Raw genomic sequence first — 17,006 nt, 5'->3', positions numbered from 1 at the left:
GGGTCACCGGGTGCGGAGGTCCGCCGCGAGCAGGTGCGCCCACCACGGGAGGTCGTGGCCGCCGGCGTAGGTCGTCAGCGTGACCGGCCAGCCCGCCTCCGCCAGTTCCCGGGCCAGTCCCGTGACCGGTGCGGCCAGGAGCCGTTCGTTGCGGCCGACCGCGAGCCGGGTCGGCCGGGGCGCCGCGTCGGCCAGGAGGTCGGCGATCCAGGGGCGACCGCCGTCCCAGTCGGCGGGGCGGGCGGGGCCGTCGGGGGAGAACCACAGCGAGGGCGAGTAGACGATCAGCTCGTCGACGGCGTCGGGGAACCAGGCGGCCGCGGCCAGCGCACTGAGGCCGCCGAGGCTCTGACCGGCCCAGACGGCCCGCGCTTCGGTCGCTCCGAGCACGGTGCGGGCCCGCGGCAGGGCATCGTCGGCGATCGAGGCGAGGAAGGCCCGGTCGGCGCCGAGCTGCCGCCGCCGGGAGGGACCGTCGCCCGGCGCGTCCACGCCGAGGATCGCCACCGGGGCACCCGGATCCCCCGAACCCGAATCCGCCGAACCCGAACCTGCTGTGCCCGAACCTGCTGCGGCCAGCACCCCGGGCAGGTCGCACCGATCGAACCACTTCTGGGCATCCGGGACGACGACGATCCGCGGTTCCGCATCGCCGTCGCCGATCGGCTCGGTCAGGCGCCACCGGGTGCCGTCGGCGAGATGCCCCGACTCCACGGTTCGGGGACCGGGCCGAGCGGCCGCGCCGCGCCGCCAGCGGCGCAGGTCGGGGGCGCCCGGGGTGCGCAGCACGGAGCCGAACGGCGAGTCCGGAGCGCGGTGATCGGCGGGGTCGTCCACCGCGGCGTCGGCCACCGCCCGGGAGTACTCGAGGCGGCCGTCGTGCACGGCGGGATCGTCGGCGTCGTACGCGTAGAACCGGTACGACGCCATGGTGCCGTTCGGCACCGAGAACTCGGTGAACCAGAGATTCGTCGCACCCCACCGGCGCAGCAGTCCGTCCGGTCCGTCGGGGTCGTCGGTGATCCGGTTGACCCAGACGTACACCCCGGCCGCGCCCTCGTGGGCGACGTGGGCGAGCAGGACCCGCCGCGCCGTCGGATCGGCGGGGTCGACGGTCACCAGCGGGGTGCCGTGCGCGGCGAGCGCGTCGATCACGGCCGCCGCATCCCGCCCCGGCGCATGTTCGACGATCCGCGCGCGCAGGGCCGCGGTCGCCTCGGCGGCGCGGCCCCCGCTCTCCGGTTCGGCGGTGTCCCCGGATCCCCGGGGGCCGGCCGATACGGGGCCGTTGAGGATCGCGGCCACCGCGGCGAGCGATTCGGGCGAGACCATGCCCGGGTGCGTCACCGGGAGCTCGGTGTAGGTGAGCGCGCCGTGGACGTGCGGTTCCCAGGCCCGCGGCGGAAGGAAGTCCTCGGCGCTGCGGGCCGCGGCGACGTGCCGGGCGTCGACGTCGACGACGCCGGTGCGATGCGAGCGCATCAGGACGGCGAAGTGTCCGACCACCTCGGCCACCCGCCGCACCTGCTCGACGGAGAGGCCGCCGAGCGCCGCCCCCTGCTCCTGCAGGGCGGCCAGGACGTCGTCGTCGGTCCGGAGTTCGCTGTCGGAGTCCGCCCCGGCCATGATCAGCAGGGCGCGGCGCACCTCGGCGGGGGTCGCGGCCGGACGGCCGTCCCAGCATTCGCTCGGGTACGCGTCGAGCAGCACGAGGCGGCTCACGAGGCGTCCGCGTGCGGCGGCGGCGACCGCGATCTCGTGCGCGATCACCCCGCCGACCGACCAGCCGAGCAGCTGGATCGGCCCGGTCGGGGCGACCTCCTCGATGGTGTCGAGGTAGTCGCGGGCCACCTCCCGCAGCGTCTGCGGGAGCGGTGAGCCGTCGAGCCCGTCCGCCTGCAGGGCGTACAGTCCGGTGCCCGGATCCAGCTCCGGGAGCAGTCCGGCGTAGCACCAGCCGAGCCCGCCCGCCGGGTGGATCGCGAAGACCGGCCCCGCCGAGTCGGCGTCCGGCGATCCGTCCGCGGGAACGGGAGCGGGCCGCAGGGTGAGCAGCCGGCCGAACGGGTCGGCCGAGGCGCCGCCGCCGATCCGGTCGGCGAGGGCCGAGACCGACGGGGCGGCGAACAGATCGGCGACGGTCACCGCGGTCCCGAGCGCATCGGCGCAGCGTCGGGCCAGCACCGAAGCGGTCAGCGAGGTGCCGCCCAGGTCGAAGAAGCTGTCGGTCACCGAGACGTGCGTGCGACCGAGGGCTCGGGCGAACAGGGGTTCCAGCACGGCCTCGTGCGGGGAGCGCGGCGCGGCCTGCGGACCGTCGCCGAGGGTCGGCGCGGGCAGCCGACGACGGTCCAGCTTCCCGTTCCGCGTCATCGGCAGGGCGTCGAGCACCTCGATCGCGGTGGGGACCATGTACGGGGGCAGTCGACGGGACAGGGCATCGCGCAGCTGCGACCGGTCGATGCCGTCACCGGCCGGGACCACGTAGCCGACGATGACCGTCGACGTCCCCGTCCCGGTCGCCACCTCCCGGGTCACCGCCGCGGCCTGGGCGATCGCGGGCTGGTCGGCGAGCGCCTCGGTGATCTCGCCCAGTTCGATACGGCGTCCGCGCACCTTCACCTGGTCGTCGACCCGGCCGTCGTACCGCAGCGCACCGGTGTCGTCGCGGTGCACCAGATCCCCGGTCGCGTACATCCGGCGGCCCGGCGCGAACGGATCGGCGACGAATCGTCGTGCGGTGAGGCCGGGACGACGCAGGTAGCCGCGGGCGAGCTGGATCCCGGCCAGATACAGTTCGCCGATCGCCCCGGGCGGCTGCGGGCGCAGCGCCGGCATCGAGCACGTAGGCCGCGGTGTTCGGGACGGGGACGCCGATCGGCACGGCGCGGGCGTCCCAGTCCGGTCCCGGCGCCCACTCCGTCACGTCGACGGCGGCCTCGGTCGGCCCGTAGAGGTTGTGGATGCTCGCGTACGGCAGCAGCTCCCGGCCGCGCCGGAGGACCTCCGGCGGCAGCGCCTCACCGGAGCAGACCACCAGTCGCAGGGCGTGCTCGCCGGCGGCGGAGGGGTCGGCCGCCAGGTACGCCGCGAGCGCCGACGGCACGAAGTGGCACACGGTGATCGCCCGCTCCACCATCTCCCGCGCCAGCTCCGGGCTGTCCCGTTCCACGCCCGGCGTCGCGAGCACGAGCGTCGCACCGCTGATCAGCGGCCAGAAGAACTCCCACACGGACACGTCGAAGGAGTAGGGCGTCTTCTGCAGCACCCGGTCGTCCGGGCCGAGCCCGAACATCTCGTCCATCCACCGCAGGCGGTTGACGATGCTGCGGTGCTCCACCACCACGCCCTTCGGCCGGCCGGTGGAGCCGGAGGTGAAGATGAGGTAGGCGGCATCGCGCGGCGACGATCGGCCGACGACCGTGTCCGGGACCGGTCCGGGACCCGGATCGATCCGGAGTGCGAGGGCGTCGCGGCGCCAGTACGCGGTGCCGTCGGCCGGCGCGGCGTCGTCGGGTGCGGTGAGCAGGACCCGGGGCCGCGCGTCGTCGAGCATGTCGACGACGCGTTCGGCGGGCAGCGCCGGATCGATCGGCAGATACGCCGCCCCGCACTCGAGCGTCGCCAGCAGCCCGGCGACGGTCTCGGGGGAGCGCTCCAGCCGCAGGGCGACGACGTCGCCGCGTCCGACGCCGTGGGCGGCCAGGGTGTCGGCGAGATCGGCGACCGCGGCGCGCAGCTCCCGATAGGTGAGTGTCGTGCCGCCCCAGGCGAGCGCGGGCCGGTCCGCGTGGACGACGGCGGCCTCGGCGAGCAGCGTCGCGAGCGTGACGGACTCGGCTTCGGCGCGGAGCGCGGGCGAATCGGTGCGATTGCGTTCGACGATCTCCAGTTCCGCCTCGCGGGGGAGCGCGATCGGCAGGGCGCCGAGCGGGGTCTCGGCGTCGGCGGCGCCGATCCGGGCGAGCAGGGCGCCGAGCCGCTCGGCGTGGTCGCGGGCCTGCTCTGCGGTGTATCGGGCGGGTGCGGCCTCGACCTCCAGCAGGAAGCCCGCGTCGGGGCGCGGCGACCCGGTGAGGGTCAGATCGTCGACCGGGCCCATCGAGATGTTGCTCACGGTTCCGGCGGCCTCGCCGAAACGCAGCTCCGGGGTGAAGAACTTGATGTTCGCGCACGGCCCGTAGAGCGGGCTGTCGGCGCCGACGAGACCCAGATCGCGCCGCAGCCGGTCCGCGCGATGGCCGATGTGCGGGCGCACGACGGCGAGTTCTCGCGTCACCGCGTCGACGAGCTCGCCCACCGTCATGGTCGGGGCGACCGTCAGCCGGAGCGGCAGGATGTTCACCTCGGGTTCCATCGTCACCGGTCCGCCCCAGCGGCGGTGGGCCCACGGCACGCCGAGGGTCACGACGGCTTCGCCGGACAGTGCGCCGACGTAGCAGGCGAGGGCGGCCATCATCGATTCCGCCCAGCCCCGGCGACCGTCCCCCGAGCGCGGTGCCAACTCGACGCGGTGACGGTACGCGGGCTCGCGGGCCGGGGACGGTTCGGCGCGGGAGATCGACGCGGGCCGGGCGGCATCGAGGTAGCCCGCCCAGAACTCCGCGTCCTCGCCGTTCGAGTCGCCACCTGCGGGATCGGGCGGGGAGAACGGCGATTCGGGGAGCGGCAGCCCCGCCAGATCGGCGGAGTAGCACTCGGCGGTCCACCGCAGCAGGGCGGCGAACGAGTAGCCGTCGACCGCGATGTGATGGATCCGCGGAACCCAGACGTGGTGGCGGTCCGTCAACCGGATCAGGTCGTGCCCGGACAGCAGGTCGCCGTCGAGCGTCGTCCCGATCGGCCGGGGAGCCGTCGTGGACGCGATGATCTCCGCGAGCGCGGCCGCGGCGGCGGCCGGGTCCCCGTCGGCGTCGAGCAGGTGCAGACGGATCGGGTGAGCGCGGTCGTCGGGGATGCGGTGCGGGCCGGCGCCGTCGTCCCGGTACCGGGCGTTGAGGGCCGGGATCCGGCGCAGACGGTCGCGCAGGACACGGGTGAAACGGTCGACGTCGAAGGGGCCGGTGATGTCGATTCGTTCGACGCACTGGTACACGGGCGCGTCGCCGACCTGCTGCTGGGCGAACCACACGGCGTGTTGGGCGGCGGTCAGATCATCGGTCACAGGGCTGCTTCCCACGGTGGTGAGTGTTTCGGGAGGTTAGCTGATCGGGTTCTTCCAAGTTAGGCTGACCTCATGAAAACTAGCAGTTCCGTTCTGCGGCGGGCCGGGGTCGTGGCCGGTGCCGTCGTGCTCTCCAGTGTCCTCTTCACTCCGGCTCCGGCCGAAGCGGCACCCGGTTACCGAGTCTCCTCGGTGTCGGCGGGAGTGACCAGCGGTGGCGAGCTCGCCATCGATCAGGGACGCAGTCGACTGTTCATCACCGACAACAACGAGGCGTTCCGCACCACCGGCAGCGATGTGATCCCGTCGGGGAAGCCGGTCACCCCGCGGGTCACCGTCTTCTCGACGCAGTCGAAGAAGCCGGTCCGCGGCATCGATCTGTCGAACCAGCCGTACGGCCTGATGATGATCGGCGACAAGGGCCTCATCCCCACCCCGCAGGTTCCTGACGGCATCGCGCTCGACACGAAGCGCAGCCGTGTGCTCACCACCAACTCCCACGGTAACGGCGTCACCCTCTTCGGGATGGACGCCAAGGCCGTCACGCCGAGCGACTTCACCGCCATGCCCGACGAGCATCCGATGGGCGCCGTCGTGAACCCGGCCACCGGACGCTTCTACGTGGGCCTGAACGGCTCGGGCAGGGTCGCCGTGATCGACGGCGCCACCGGCCGCCGCATCAAGGACGTCCCGAACCTCAACAAGGCGTCGTTCCTCGACGTCGACGCGTCGCGCAACCGGCTCTACGTGGGCAACGCGGACTACGCGAACAAGAAGGACAACTTCGTCGCCGTCGTCGATCTGAAGACGGAGAAGGTCGTCAAGCGGATCAAGACGCCGTCGAATTCGCGGCCGAAGGTGGATCCGGCGACCGGCCGGGTGTGGGCGGCCAGCTTCGACACCGGGAAGATCTCGATCATCGATCCGGACTCGCTGACCATCGAGAAGACCGTCGACACCGGCACCAGCCCGGCCAAGGTCGCCATCGACGGGAAGCGGCGTCGGGTGTACACGGCCAACCTGCAGAAGAAGACGATCACCGTGCTCGACGCCGACTCCGGCGCGCTCCTCACGACGCTGCAGGTCGGCGATCCGGTGCACACGGTCGTCGTCGACGAGGGGACCGGCGTGGTCTACGGCACCCAGCACATCGGCGATCGGTTGACGGTCGTCACCCCGCGCGGCTGAACCGGGTCGGCGAGGACGCGTCCGGCGATATCAGTGTCCGGTGTTGAGTGCTGGCACTCGCATGGGTAGAGTGCCAAGTGGCTGTGGATCACCGCTGCGGCACCCGCGACGACGCGGCACCGAACCCCGGCCGACAACCTTGAGAACAGACGAACGAGAAGGACTGACATCGTGGCAGGCGTGAACATCAAGCCGCTTGAGGACAAGATCCTTATTCAGGCAGTCGAGGCCGAGACGACCACCGCTTCCGGTCTGGTCATCCCGGACTCGGCCAAGGAGAAGCCCCAGGAGGGCAAGGTCATCGCTGTCGGCCCCGGCCGCTGGGACGACGAGGGCGAGAACCGCATCCCGGTCGACGTCGCCGAGGGCGACACCGTCATCTACAGCAAGTACGGCGGCACCGAGATCACCTACGGCGGTGAGTCGTACCTGATCCTCTCGGCGCGCGACATCCTCGCCGTCATCGGCTGATCACCGAGCACAGACCACCGCCCCGGCAGGTTCTCCTGCCGGGGCGGTTCTGTCTGTCTGCGCTGTCTGTCTGGGGTGGTTCCGGCTGGCTGCGGCGGCCGGATCGTCGCGGTTCTCCGGTGCTCCGCCGACCTCGGACCCGAGGCTCGCCGGACGCACCGCCGTTCCGGCGGACCCCCGATGAGGTTCGGCGGACCCGAGGGTGCGGGGCCCGCCGCGCCCCGTGGCTTCAGGAGGCGAGCGAGTGCGCCGGGCGTCGGCGCCGGAGCATGTGCCGGTCGTGTTCGGTGAGCCCGCCCCAGATCCCGTAGACCTCGTCGACGGACAGCGCGTGCGAACGGCACTGCTCGATCACCGGGCACTCCGCGCAGATCTGTTTGGCCCGACGCTCGCGCTGGAGTCGTGCGTGGCCCCGTTCCCCCTCGGGATGAAAGAACACCGAGGAGTCCAGTCCCCGGCAGCCGCCGAGACGCTGCCAGTCCCAGAAATCGGCGTTCGGCCCGGGCAGTCGGTCTGCAGTGATGGTCACGGCGCACCCCTTTTCTCGTGATTCCCAGTTCTTCTTCAGCTGGCTTACACAGGGAACGCTAGGGTGTGGAAATCTAGCGAGTCAAACAGCTTTGAAAGGGTGTTTGAGCAGCATTTTTGCCGAAAGGTTAACGGGAGGTTCGGCTCCTGCGGATTCCTCGGAACCGCGTAACACGGAGTAAACATGACGGGAACTCCACGGCATCGTCGGCGACGATCGGTCACCGAGTGTTACGCCTGGCGAAATCCATTGAGACGAGGATCATGACGGCACGGATCACGGCGATGAGGCCGGCGGGAAGCGAGCGTTGGGAGCGGGCCGTCGAGCTCGGTGCGCAGGGGCGGGTCGCCGCGGCGCGGACGCTGCTCGACGACGTCGTCGCCGATCGTCGTACGTCGACGGCGATCGTGTCGCTCGCGCACAGCACGCGCGCCTCGCTCACCCGGCAGGCCGGCGGGCACGCTCTGGCCCGGGCCGCGGACGGCCGGGCGTGCGCCTCGGCGGCGGCCGCGGACCGGGAGCCCGCCGCGGCGGAGGAGGCGATGCGGCCGTGGGTCGTCGCGGCGTGGGTCGACGGCCTGGTCGGGCTGGCGGCCGACGGGCTCGGCATCGGTGACCTCGCCGGCTCACGGATCCTCCTGGACCGGGCGGGCGACCGTCTGGACGAGCGGTTCCCCGGCGGCCCGGCCGCCGGACCGGTGCCGGGCGGCGAGCCGTGGTGCACGGTCGGTCGTGTCCGACTGCGGGTGGCGTGGGTGCGCAGCGAGTGGGGTCTCTACTCGGGGCGCCTCGACGTCGCCCGGTCTGCGGCGGCGCGGGCGCAGGCCCTCGCGGCGGCCTCGCCGTCCGCGCGGCACCGGATCAAGACCCGGTTGATCGCCGCCGCGGTGTCCGCGGCTGAGGGAGACACGCCCGGGGCTCGGCACGACGCCTCGGAGGTCTGGCGAGAGGCCGGCGAGCGGGGGCTGCTGCCCCTGCAGTGGGCGGCGGCGAGCCTGCTGGCGGGGGTGACGCCAGGCGGCGGCGACCACCTCGCGGAGGTCGCCCGACTGCGGGCGGTCCTGGCGCGCCGGGGCATGCCGATCGCGCCCCTGGCGGTCGGTGAGCGCCACGGTCGATAAGGTGAGTCGGGTGACCCGCCGACAATGCCTGCCACGACCCGAGTGGTGCCGTGGATTCCGTGGCGCGTGGGGCGAACGGGGTTCACTGGACGGCGATGTAACACTTCGAGTGCAACGGGACGATGAAACTGACAGGTGAGGCGCTGGACCAGAAGGTCCGGGAAGCGGCACGCGGAGACCGCGCAGCGCTGAGCTCAGTGCTCGAAGAGTGTGCGGGAACCGGTCCTGCGTTACTGCCGGGCGCGGATGGGTGCTGCCGAACGGCACCTGTTCTCGGCTGACGACGTAGCTCAGGAGGTGCTGATGGCGGTGATGACCGCGGTGCCCCGGTACCAAGACCAGGGGCGCCCGTTCATGGCGTTCGTCTACGGCATCGCCTCGCACAAGGTGGCCGACGCCATGCGCTCGGCCTCGCGCGTCAAGGCCGACCCGGTCGATGCCGTACCGGAATCGGTCGACATGTCCTCGGGACCCGAGCAGCGTGCGCTGGACAGCGATGCCGGCCGCCGCATGGCCCGGTTGCTCGAGAACCTGCCGGAGAAGCAGCGCGAGATCCTCGTGCTGCGCCTGGTGGTGGGCATGTCCGCGGAGGAGACGGCGGAAGCGGTCGGGAGCAGCGCCGGAGCCGTGCGTGTCGCACAGCATCGGGCGCTGGCGAAACTCAAGAAACTGCTGACTCAGGGAGGTGAACGGTGACCGATCAGGACTATCGCGGGGAAGCCGCCGACGTCGTGTCCGTCGATCTGAACGCCGTACGCCACGACGACCGATTCCTCGACGCTCTACTCGCCGGACACGCGTTGCCGGACTCCGATCGATCCGAACGGGAACTGGGAGAACTGCTCTTCGCCTGGCGGGCGGAGTCGCTCGCCGATCCGGTGCCGGAACAGCCGACCCTCGCCGACGTCGAGAAGGCGCTCGCCGCGCAGAAGGCGGACGAGAAGCGCAAGTCCACCTCGCGTCATCTGCGGCTGGTCTCCGGCGCCGCCGCGATCACCGCGGTGGCCGCGGCCGGTCTGCTGGTGCTGTCGGAGAACTCCCAGCCGGGCGATCCGTTGTGGAACGTGAAGAAGGTCGTCTTCGCCGAGGAGGCCGAGCAGACCCAGGCCACGGTGGACGTGCAGAGCAATCTGGAACAGGCCGAAGCGGCACTCGCCTCGGGCGACCAGGCGAAGGCGGCCGCTCTGGTCGCCCGTGCCGAGCGGGATCTGGGGCCTGTCCAGGATCGTGCGACCCGCGAGCGGATGCAGCAGTGGATCAAGCGGCTGCGGAACGACGACGGGGCCCCCGCCGTCTCCTCGACCCGGACCGCGACCAAGGCGCCGTCGAGCGACGCCGCGACGCTCCCGTCGTCGATCACCGATCCGACGACGCCGTCGAACACCGTCAGCGCGACGGTGACGCAGAGCAGGCCGTCGACGCCGACACCGACGCCGCAGCCCACCGAGCAGCCGACGTCGCCACCGCAACAGCAGCCGTCGACGACGACGCCGACGGCCACCTCGGAGCCGACGTCGACGTCATCGGCGCGGACGAGCGCCGAAGCGGCGTCCGATCCGGTGGACCCGGCGCCCACCTCGTAGGGTCTCTCCGGGCGTCTCGCCGCCGTTTCCCGCGCCGCGGGCGAACGGCGGCGAGTCTTTGAAGAATCGCGCAGGCGAGCACCGCGTAGGCGAGCGGGGCTCGCCTACGCGTCGAAGGGGTCTTCGAATCAGCGACGGTCGCGGAAGATGGCGTGCGCGTCGGCGAAGCCGCGGCAGTAGTCCCAGGTGACGTAGTCCTCCGGCCGCGGATTCACGGCGGGCTCGTGCGGACGGACCGAACCGTCGATCAACAGCTGGTGCAGGCTGGCGCGCAGCATCTCCCAGTCGTGGAAGTGGTCTTCGCGGCAGTCCTCGCACACCACCACCAGACCGCGGATGCCGCGCGGCGCGAGCAGACGCTCGTAGACGTCGAGGTCGGCGAGGTCCTCGGTGACCGCTTCACGTTCCTGCGCGTCGAGCGGCACGCCGGGCTCCAGCGCGTCGAGAGCGGCGGCGGGGTCGCTCGGATCGTCGGCGAACGGATCCGGCGGCATGCCGGGAGGGAAGTGGTCGTGCACGGTTCCACCGTAGCGGATTCGGCCCACTGCAGTCGCCTTCCGGCTCCGCCGATACGATAGACGGATGACGCACGTACGCACCGGTGGAGATGATCCCGACAAGGTCGCGATGCTCGGCCTGACCTTTGACGACGTCCTGCTGCTTCCGGCGGCCTCGGAGGTGGTGCCCAACGCCGTGGACACCTCGTCGAAGTTAACCCGGGAGATCTCGCTCAACGTCCCGCTGGTGAGTTCGGCGATGGACACCGTCACCGAGTCCCGGATGGCCGTGGCGATGGCCCGCGCCGGCGGCATGGGCGTGTTGCATCGCAACATGTCGATCGAGGCGCAGGCGTCGGCCGTGGAGCAGGTGAAGCGCAGCGAGGCCGGTATGGTCACCGATCCGGTCACCTGCCGTCCGGACGACACCCTCGCCGAGGTGGACCAGATGTGCGGCCGGTTCCGGATCTCCGGACTGCCCGTCGTCGACGCCGACGGCGACCTGGTCGGCATCATCACCAACCGCGACATGCGTTTCGAGCACGACCAGACACGCAAGGTGTCCGAGGTGATGACCCCGGCGCCGCTGATCACCGCCCAGGAGGGCGTGTCCGCGGAGGCCGCACTCGGGCTGCTGCGGCGCCACAAGATCGAGAAGCTGCCCATCGTCGACGGCGACGGCAAGCTCACCGGCCTGATCACGGTCAAGGACTTCGTCAAGACCGAGCAGCACCCGAACGCCACCAAGGACGCCGACGGCCGTCTGCTGGTCGGCGCCGCCATCGGTGCGGGCGACGAGGCCTGGCAGCGGGCGAGCGCGCTCGCCGACGCCGGCGTCGACGTGCTGGTGATCGACTCCGCCCACGGTCACTCGCGCGGCGTCCTGGACATGGTCACCAAGGTGAAGACCGAGTTCGGCGACCGGGTCCAGATCATCGGCGGCAACGTCGCCACCCGCGGCGGAGCGCAGGCGCTCATCGACGCCGGGGTGGACGCGGTGAAGGTCGGTGTGGGCCCCGGCTCCATCTGCACCACCCGCGTCGTCGCCGGGGTGGGCGCCCCGCAGATCACCGCGATCCTCGAAGCCGTCGCCGTCGCCAAGCCCGCCGGGGTGCCGGTGATCGCCGACGGCGGCCTGCAGTACTCCGGCGACGTCGCCAAGGCCCTGGCGGCCGGCGCGTCCACCGCGATGCTCGGTTCCCTGCTGGCCGGCACCGCCGAGTCGCCGGGCGAACTGATCCTGGTCAACGGCAAGCAGTTCAAGAGCTACCGGGGCATGGGTTCGCTCGGCGCCATGCAGGGCCGCGGCCAGGGCAAGTCGTACTCCAAGGACCGCTACTTCCAGGACGACGTCCTGGCCGAGGACAAACTGGTGCCGGAGGGCATCGAGGGACGCGTGCCGTTCCGCGGCCCGCTCGGCCAGGTGATCCACCAGCTGGTCGGCGGCCTCCGCGCGGCCATGGGGTACACCGGTGCGCACACCATCGCCGAACTGCAGGAGGCGCAGTTCGTGCAGATCACCGCGGCCGGACTCAAGGAGTCGCACCCGCACGACATCACCCTGACCGCCGAAGCGCCGAACTACTACTCGCGCTGACGGCACCGCAGAACATCCACCCGCAGACCCTGCTGACCCAACCGCGCAACCGCGGAGAAGAAAGGCGCGATCAACGTGCGTGACCTCGTCGAATTCGGGATGGGCCGGACCGCCCGCCGGACCTATGAACTCGAAGACATCTCGATCGTCCCGTCGCGACGGACGCGGTCGTCGAAGAACACCTCGACGGCCTGGCAGATCGACGCCTACCGCTTCGAGATGCCGTTCCTGAACCATCCCACCGATGCGCTCGGATCGCCGGAGTCGGTGATCGAGCTGGGCCGGTCGGGTGCGCTCGGCGTGCTCAACGGCGAGGGCCTCTGGGCGCGGCACGAGGACGTCGAGAGCAAGCTCGACGAGCTGATCTCGATCGCCGAGAGCGACGAGGAGCCGTCGGCGGCGGTGCGTTTCCTGCAGGAGCTGCACGCCGCCCCGATCCGCCCCGACCTGCTCTCCTCCGCGGTCTCGAAGGTCCGTGAGGCGGGGGTGACCACCGCGGTGCGGGTCAGCCCGCAGCACGCGCCGGAGTTGACTCCGGCGCTGCTCGAGGCGGGACTGGAGATCCTCGTCGTGCACGGCACGATCATCTCGGCCGAGCACGTGACGCTGGTGGACCGCGGCAGCGAGGACGGCCTGGTGGCCGAGCCGCTCAACCTCAAGACCTTCATCTCCGATCTGGACATCCCGGTGATCGCCGGCGGCGTGCACGATCACCGCACGGCGCTGCATTCGATGCGGACCGGGGCGGCCGGGGTGATCGTCGGCTACGGTTCCGCCGAGGGGGCGACGACCACCAACGAGGTGCTGGGCATCGGGGTGCCGATGGCCACCGCGATCGCCGACGCCGCCGCCGCCCGCCGCGACTACCTCGACGAGACCGGCGGACGCTACGTGCACGTCATCGCCGACGGCGATCTGCACACCTCGGGCGACGTCGCCAAGGCGATCGCCTGCGGCGCCGACGCGGTGTCCCTGGGCACGCTGCTCGCCGCCTCGAAGGAGGCGCCCGGCCGGGGCTGGTACTGGCCGTCGGCCGCCGCCCACCCGGACACGCCGCGCGGCGCACTGCTGCAGGTCGCGGTCGACGATCAGCGGGAGAGCCTCCAGCGGGTGCTCACCGGACCGTCGGACGATCCGGACGGGCTGCTGAACGTGGTCGGCGCGCTGCGTCGTTCCATGGCCAAGGCCGGCTACGCGGACCTGAAGGAGTTCCAGAAGGTCGGTCTCTCCGTCCGCGGCTGACCTCCGGTGGAGGGCGTCTCCGGGGCGTCCGGCACGTCAGGTAAGGGCATGCTTCCTATCCGACTGTGACAATGGTCATTAGTATCTTCCGGTATGGCGAGCACTGACTACGACGTCCTCATCATCGGGTCCGGTTTCGGCGGCAGCGTGAGCGCGCTCCGGCTGGTGGAGAAGGGGTACAAGGTCGGCGTGATCGAGGCCGGCCGCCGCTTCGAAGACGATCAATTCGCGAAGACCAGTTGGCGACTGAACAAGTTCGTCTGGGCTCCGAAGCTGGGGCTGATGGGCATCCAGCGCATCCACGTCCTCAAGGACGTGATGATCCTCGCCGGTGCCGGCGTCGGCGGCGGTTCGCTGAACTACGCGAACACGCTGTACAAGCCGCCGACCCCGTTCTTCACCGACCCGCAGTGGAACCACATCACAGACTGGGAGGACGAGCTCACCCCGCACTACGAGCAGGCGCGGCGCATGCTCGGCGTGGTGACCAACCCGACCTTCACCAACTCCGACCGGATCATGAAGCAGATCGCCGAGGACATGGGCAAGGGGGACACCTTCGGTCCCACCCCGGTCGGCGTCTTCTTCGGTGCGAAGACCGGCGGCGAAGGCGCGCCGGGCCAGACCGTCGACGACCCGTTCTTCGGGGGCGCCGGGCCGCGTCGTACCGCGTGCACCGAGTGCGGTGCGTGCATGACCGGCTGCCGGGTCGGCGCCAAGAATACCCTGATGAAGAACTACCTCGGGATGGCCGAGGCGAACGGGGCGGAGATCATCGACCGCACCACCGTCGACCGCCTGGAACAGCGTTCCGACGGCACCTGGCTGGTGTCCACGCACGCGTCGACGTCGTGGGGGCCGTTCGGTGCTCGACGACGCCGGTTCACCGCCGACAAGGTGATCGTCGCGGCCGGCACGTTCAACACCCAGCGGATCCTGCACCACGCGAAGGAGACGACGCTGCCGAAGCTCTCCGACGCGGTGGGTCTGCTGACCCGGACCAACTCCGAGGCGATCCTCGGCGCCCAGGCCGCCAAGGTGGAGCCGGGCGGGAACTACTCGGAGGGCGTCGCGATCACCTCGTCGTTCCATCCGACGTCGAACACGCACATCGAGCCGGTGCGGTACGGCAAGGGCAGCAACGCGATGGGACTGCTGCAGACCGCGTTGACCGACGGCGGCAGCATCCTGAACCGCTTCGGTCAGTTCCTGAAGGAGATCGCGAAGAACCCGTTCCTGCTGGTGCGCCTGCTGATGGTGCGCAAGTGGAGCGAGCGGACCGTGATCGCCCTGGTGATGCAGAACAACAACAACTCGCTCACCACCTTCGTGCGCAGACGCGGACCGTTCAAGTACATCACCAGCAAGCAGGGACTCGGCGAGCCCAACCCGACGTGGATCCCCGAGGGCAACGACGCCACCCGCCGGATGGCGGAGAAGCTGCCCGGCGGCATCGCGGGCGGCACCTGGGGCGACATCGTCAACATGCCGATGACGGCGCACTACCTGGGCGGCTGCGTGATCTCCGACGACCCGTCGACCGGTGTCGTCGATCCCTACCTGCGGGTGTGGAACTACCCGTCGCTGTACGTCACCGACGGTGCCGCGATCAGCGCCAACCTCGGTGTGAACCCGTCGCTGTCGATCTGCGCGCAGGCCGAGCGGGCGGCGTCGCTGTGGCCGAACAAGGGCGAGGCCGATCCGCGGCCGGCCCAGGGGGAGGCGTACCGCCGACTGAACCCGGTCGAGCCGGTCAAGCCGGTGGTCCCGGAGGGGGCGCCCGGCGCGCTGCGGCTGTCGATCACCCCGGTCAACTCGACCGCCGTGCGGGAAGCGGCCTCCAAGGCGGTCGTGGCGGTGCCGGAGCCGACGGCGGAGGACGCCGTGGCCGTCGAGGCGGGGAACGTCGACGCCTGAGCGTCGAACCCGATCCGACCGCAGACGACGACGGAGGCCACCTCTTCGCGAGGTGGCCTCCGTCGTTCTTCGGTGCCGGGTCGAGGGCGCCGGATCAGATGTACAGCGCGGGCTCGGCGTACGGGTCGAACTCCGTGGCGGCGCTCAACTCGGAACCGGGGCGCGTCTTCGCGGCGACGCCGACGGCCACGTAGCCGGGCGGGACGTCGTGCACGACGACGGCGTTGGCCCCGATCTTCGCGTCGTCGCCGAGCGTGATCGGGCCGAGCACCTTGGCGCCGGCGCCGATCAGGACGCGGTCGCCGACCGTCGGGTGGCGCTTGCCCTTGGACATGCTGGTGCCGCCGAGGGTGGAGCCGTGGAACATCAGGACGTCCTCACCGATCTCGGCGGTCTCGCCGATCACCACGCCCATGCCGTGGTCGATGAAGAAGCGGCGTCCGATGGTCGCCCCCGGATGGATCTCGATCCCGGTGATGAACCGGGCGATCTGCGACAGCAGCCGGGACGGGAGCCGCAGCGGCATGCCGCTGTTCCACATGCGGTGGGCCACCCGGTGGAACCACAGGGCGTGCACACCGGGATAGGCCAGCGCCACGACCAGGCGGGAACGGGCCGCCGGGTCGCGGTCGCAGGCCGCCTGCAGGTCCTCGCGCAGAGTCTGGATCAGTGGGCTCTGCGGTTCAGCCATGACGGGGTTCAGACATCATGGGGCTCAGACATCGTGAGGGACGTCGCGGGGTCCGGGCATCTAGTCCACGAGTCCTTCGAAGAGCGGGGTGGACAGGTAGCGCTCGCCGAAGTCGGGGAGGACCACGACGACGGTCTTGCCCTCGAACTCCGGACGCTTGGCGACCTCGCTGGCGGCGGCCAGGGCGGCACCGGACGAGATGCCCACGAGCAGGCCCTCCTCGGTGGCGGCGCGGCGCGCGTACTCGATGGCGGTGCCGACGTTGACGTCGATCACCTGGTCGTAGACCTCGCGGTCGAGGACCTCGGGCACGAAGTTGGCGCCCAGACCCTGGATCTTGTGCGGGCCGGGGTTGCCGCCGTTGAGGATCGGCGACTCCTCGGGCTCCACCGCGAACACCTTGACGTCCGGGTTCTGCTCCTTGAGGTAGGTGCCGGCGCCGGTGACGGTGCCGCCGGTGCCGATGCCGGAGACGAGGGCGGCCACCTGACCGTCGGTGTCGTTCCAGATCTCCGGGCCGGTGGTGGCCTTGTGGACGGCGGCGTTCGCCGGGTTGGCGAACTGGCGGGCCAGCACGGCGCCGGGACGCTCGGCGGCGATCTCCTCGGCCTTGCGGACGGCTCCGGCCATGCCCTCGGCACCCGGGGTCAGGATCAGTTCGGCGCCGAAGGCGCGCAGCAGCGCGCGGCGTTCCTTGGACATGGTCTCGGGCATGGCCAGCACGACGTCGTAGCCGCGGGCCGCGCCGACCATGGCGAGGGCGATACCGGTGTTGCCGCTGGTCGCCTCGACGATGGTGCCGCCCGCGGGCAGGGTGCCGTCGGCCTCGGCGGCGTTGACGATCGCCACCGCGAGGCGGTCCTTGACCGAGTTCGCGGGGTTGTAGAACTCGAGCTTGGCCAGCACGGTGGCGCCGGCGCCGTCGGTGATCCGGTTCAGGCGGACGAGGGGGGTGCGACCGACGACGGTGGTCACATCGTCGAAGACATTCGAAGACACGGTGGAT

General features: G+C 71.2%; 13 protein-coding genes and 1 pseudogene. 8 read left to right on the top strand and 6 right to left on the bottom strand.

Translation table 11 applies throughout. The annotated features are described in order from the left end of the window. Positions 1–3: 3 nt before the first annotated feature. Complete coding sequence (locus QM809_RS18275; protein WP_415047453.1) at positions 4–2,538, bottom strand: thioesterase domain-containing protein; 2,535 nt, start codon at positions 2,536–2,538, stop codon at positions 4–6. Further along, positions 2,468–5,179: an AMP-binding protein gene (locus QM809_RS18270; protein WP_415047279.1), complete on the bottom strand. Its 2,712-nt coding sequence runs from the start codon at positions 5,177–5,179 to the stop codon at positions 2,468–2,470. Before QM809_RS18270 ends, QM809_RS18275 begins: the two co-directional genes overlap by 71 nt. Before the next feature lie 57 nt (positions 5,180–5,236). Here QM809_RS18270 and QM809_RS18265 point away from each other — a divergent pair, with 57 nt between their 5' ends. Further along, the gene (locus QM809_RS18265) at positions 5,237–6,352 is read left to right on the top strand and encodes a YncE family protein (RefSeq protein WP_415047278.1); all 1,116 of its coding nucleotides are present in this window, start codon (positions 5,237–5,239) and stop codon (positions 6,350–6,352) included. Between the two features lie 171 nt (positions 6,353–6,523). Continuing rightward, complete coding sequence (gene groES, locus QM809_RS18260; protein WP_415047277.1) at positions 6,524–6,823, top strand: co-chaperone GroES; 300 nt, start codon at positions 6,524–6,526, stop codon at positions 6,821–6,823. 229 nt (positions 6,824–7,052) lie between these two features. Here the strand turns inward: groES and QM809_RS18255 are convergent, their stop codons facing one another. Further along, on the bottom strand, positions 7,053–7,352 hold the full coding sequence (locus QM809_RS18255; RefSeq protein ID WP_415047276.1) for a WhiB family transcriptional regulator: 300 nt from the start codon (positions 7,350–7,352) through the stop codon (positions 7,053–7,055). A gap of 263 nt (positions 7,353–7,615) precedes the next feature. Between QM809_RS18255 and QM809_RS18250 the strand changes: the two genes are divergently transcribed. The 3 genes and pseudogenes from QM809_RS18250 (at position 7,616) to QM809_RS18240 (ending at position 10,056) form a co-directional block, all read left to right on the top strand. After that, positions 7,616–8,473 (top strand): hypothetical protein, encoded by an 858-nt coding sequence (locus QM809_RS18250; RefSeq protein ID WP_415047275.1) that lies wholly within the window; start codon positions 7,616–7,618, stop codon positions 8,471–8,473. 122 nt (positions 8,474–8,595) lie between these two features. Then, a pseudogene (locus QM809_RS18245) lies at positions 8,596–9,169 on the top strand (sigma-70 family RNA polymerase sigma factor). After that, positions 9,166–10,056: an anti-sigma-D factor RsdA gene (locus QM809_RS18240; RefSeq protein WP_415047274.1), complete on the top strand. Its 891-nt coding sequence runs from the start codon at positions 9,166–9,168 to the stop codon at positions 10,054–10,056. Before QM809_RS18245 ends, QM809_RS18240 begins: the two are co-directional and overlap by 4 nt. A 128-nt stretch (positions 10,057–10,184) precedes the next feature. Here the strand turns inward: QM809_RS18240 and QM809_RS18235 are convergent, their stop codons facing one another. Further along, positions 10,185–10,574 (bottom strand): DUF5319 domain-containing protein, encoded by a 390-nt coding sequence (locus QM809_RS18235; protein ID WP_415047273.1) that lies wholly within the window; start codon positions 10,572–10,574, stop codon positions 10,185–10,187. Positions 10,575–10,638: 64 nt separating this feature from the next. Here QM809_RS18235 and guaB point away from each other — a divergent pair, with 64 nt between their 5' ends. The 3 genes from guaB (at position 10,639) to QM809_RS18220 (ending at position 15,309) form a co-directional block, all read left to right on the top strand. Then, positions 10,639–12,150, top strand: coding sequence for an IMP dehydrogenase (guaB, locus tag QM809_RS18230; protein WP_415047272.1), 1,512 nt, complete (start codon positions 10,639–10,641; stop codon positions 12,148–12,150). A gap of 75 nt (positions 12,151–12,225) precedes the next feature. After that, positions 12,226–13,392, top strand: coding sequence for a GuaB3 family IMP dehydrogenase-related protein (locus QM809_RS18225; RefSeq protein WP_415047271.1), 1,167 nt, complete (start codon positions 12,226–12,228; stop codon positions 13,390–13,392). A 93-nt stretch (positions 13,393–13,485) separates the two neighbouring features. Beyond that, positions 13,486–15,309: a GMC oxidoreductase gene (locus tag QM809_RS18220; RefSeq protein WP_415047270.1), complete on the top strand. Its 1,824-nt coding sequence runs from the start codon at positions 13,486–13,488 to the stop codon at positions 15,307–15,309. Between the two features lie 94 nt (positions 15,310–15,403). Here the strand turns inward: QM809_RS18220 and epsC are convergent, their stop codons facing one another. Next, positions 15,404–16,000 carry a serine O-acetyltransferase EpsC gene (epsC, locus tag QM809_RS18215; RefSeq protein ID WP_415047269.1) on the bottom strand — a complete coding sequence of 199 codons (597 nt, stop codon included), beginning with the start codon at positions 15,998–16,000 and terminating at the stop codon, positions 15,404–15,406. A gap of 60 nt (positions 16,001–16,060) precedes the next feature. Continuing rightward, positions 16,061–16,999 carry a cysteine synthase A gene (cysK, locus tag QM809_RS18210; RefSeq protein WP_415047268.1) on the bottom strand — a complete coding sequence of 313 codons (939 nt, stop codon included), beginning with the start codon at positions 16,997–16,999 and terminating at the stop codon, positions 16,061–16,063. Between the last annotated feature and the right edge of the window lie 7 nt (positions 17,000–17,006).

The sequence above is a fragment of the Gordonia sp. (in: high G+C Gram-positive bacteria) genome, assembly GCF_047600385.1.
GTDB lineage: Bacteria > Actinomycetota > Actinomycetes > Mycobacteriales > Mycobacteriaceae > Gordonia.
Note: the sequence above shows the minus strand (reverse complement) of the source record. Positions and strands in the feature narration are given on the sequence as shown.

Bases quoted from the DNA above. Each gene is read 5' to 3' on its own strand.
- guaB (WP_415047272.1), top strand. From the start codon at position 10,639: ATGACGCACGTACGCACCGGTGGAGATGATCCCGACAAGGTCGCGATG.
- QM809_RS18220 (WP_415047270.1), top strand. From the start codon at position 13,486: ATGGCGAGCACTGACTACGACGTCCTCATCATCGGGTCCGGTTTCGGC.
- epsC (WP_415047269.1), bottom strand. From the start codon at position 16,000: ATGGCTGAACCGCAGAGCCCACTGATCCAGACTCTGCGCGAGGACCTG.
- QM809_RS18250 (WP_415047275.1), top strand. From the start codon at position 7,616: ATGACGGCACGGATCACGGCGATGAGGCCGGCGGGAAGCGAGCGTTGG.
- QM809_RS18265 (WP_415047278.1), top strand. From the start codon at position 5,237: ATGAAAACTAGCAGTTCCGTTCTGCGGCGGGCCGGGGTCGTGGCCGGT.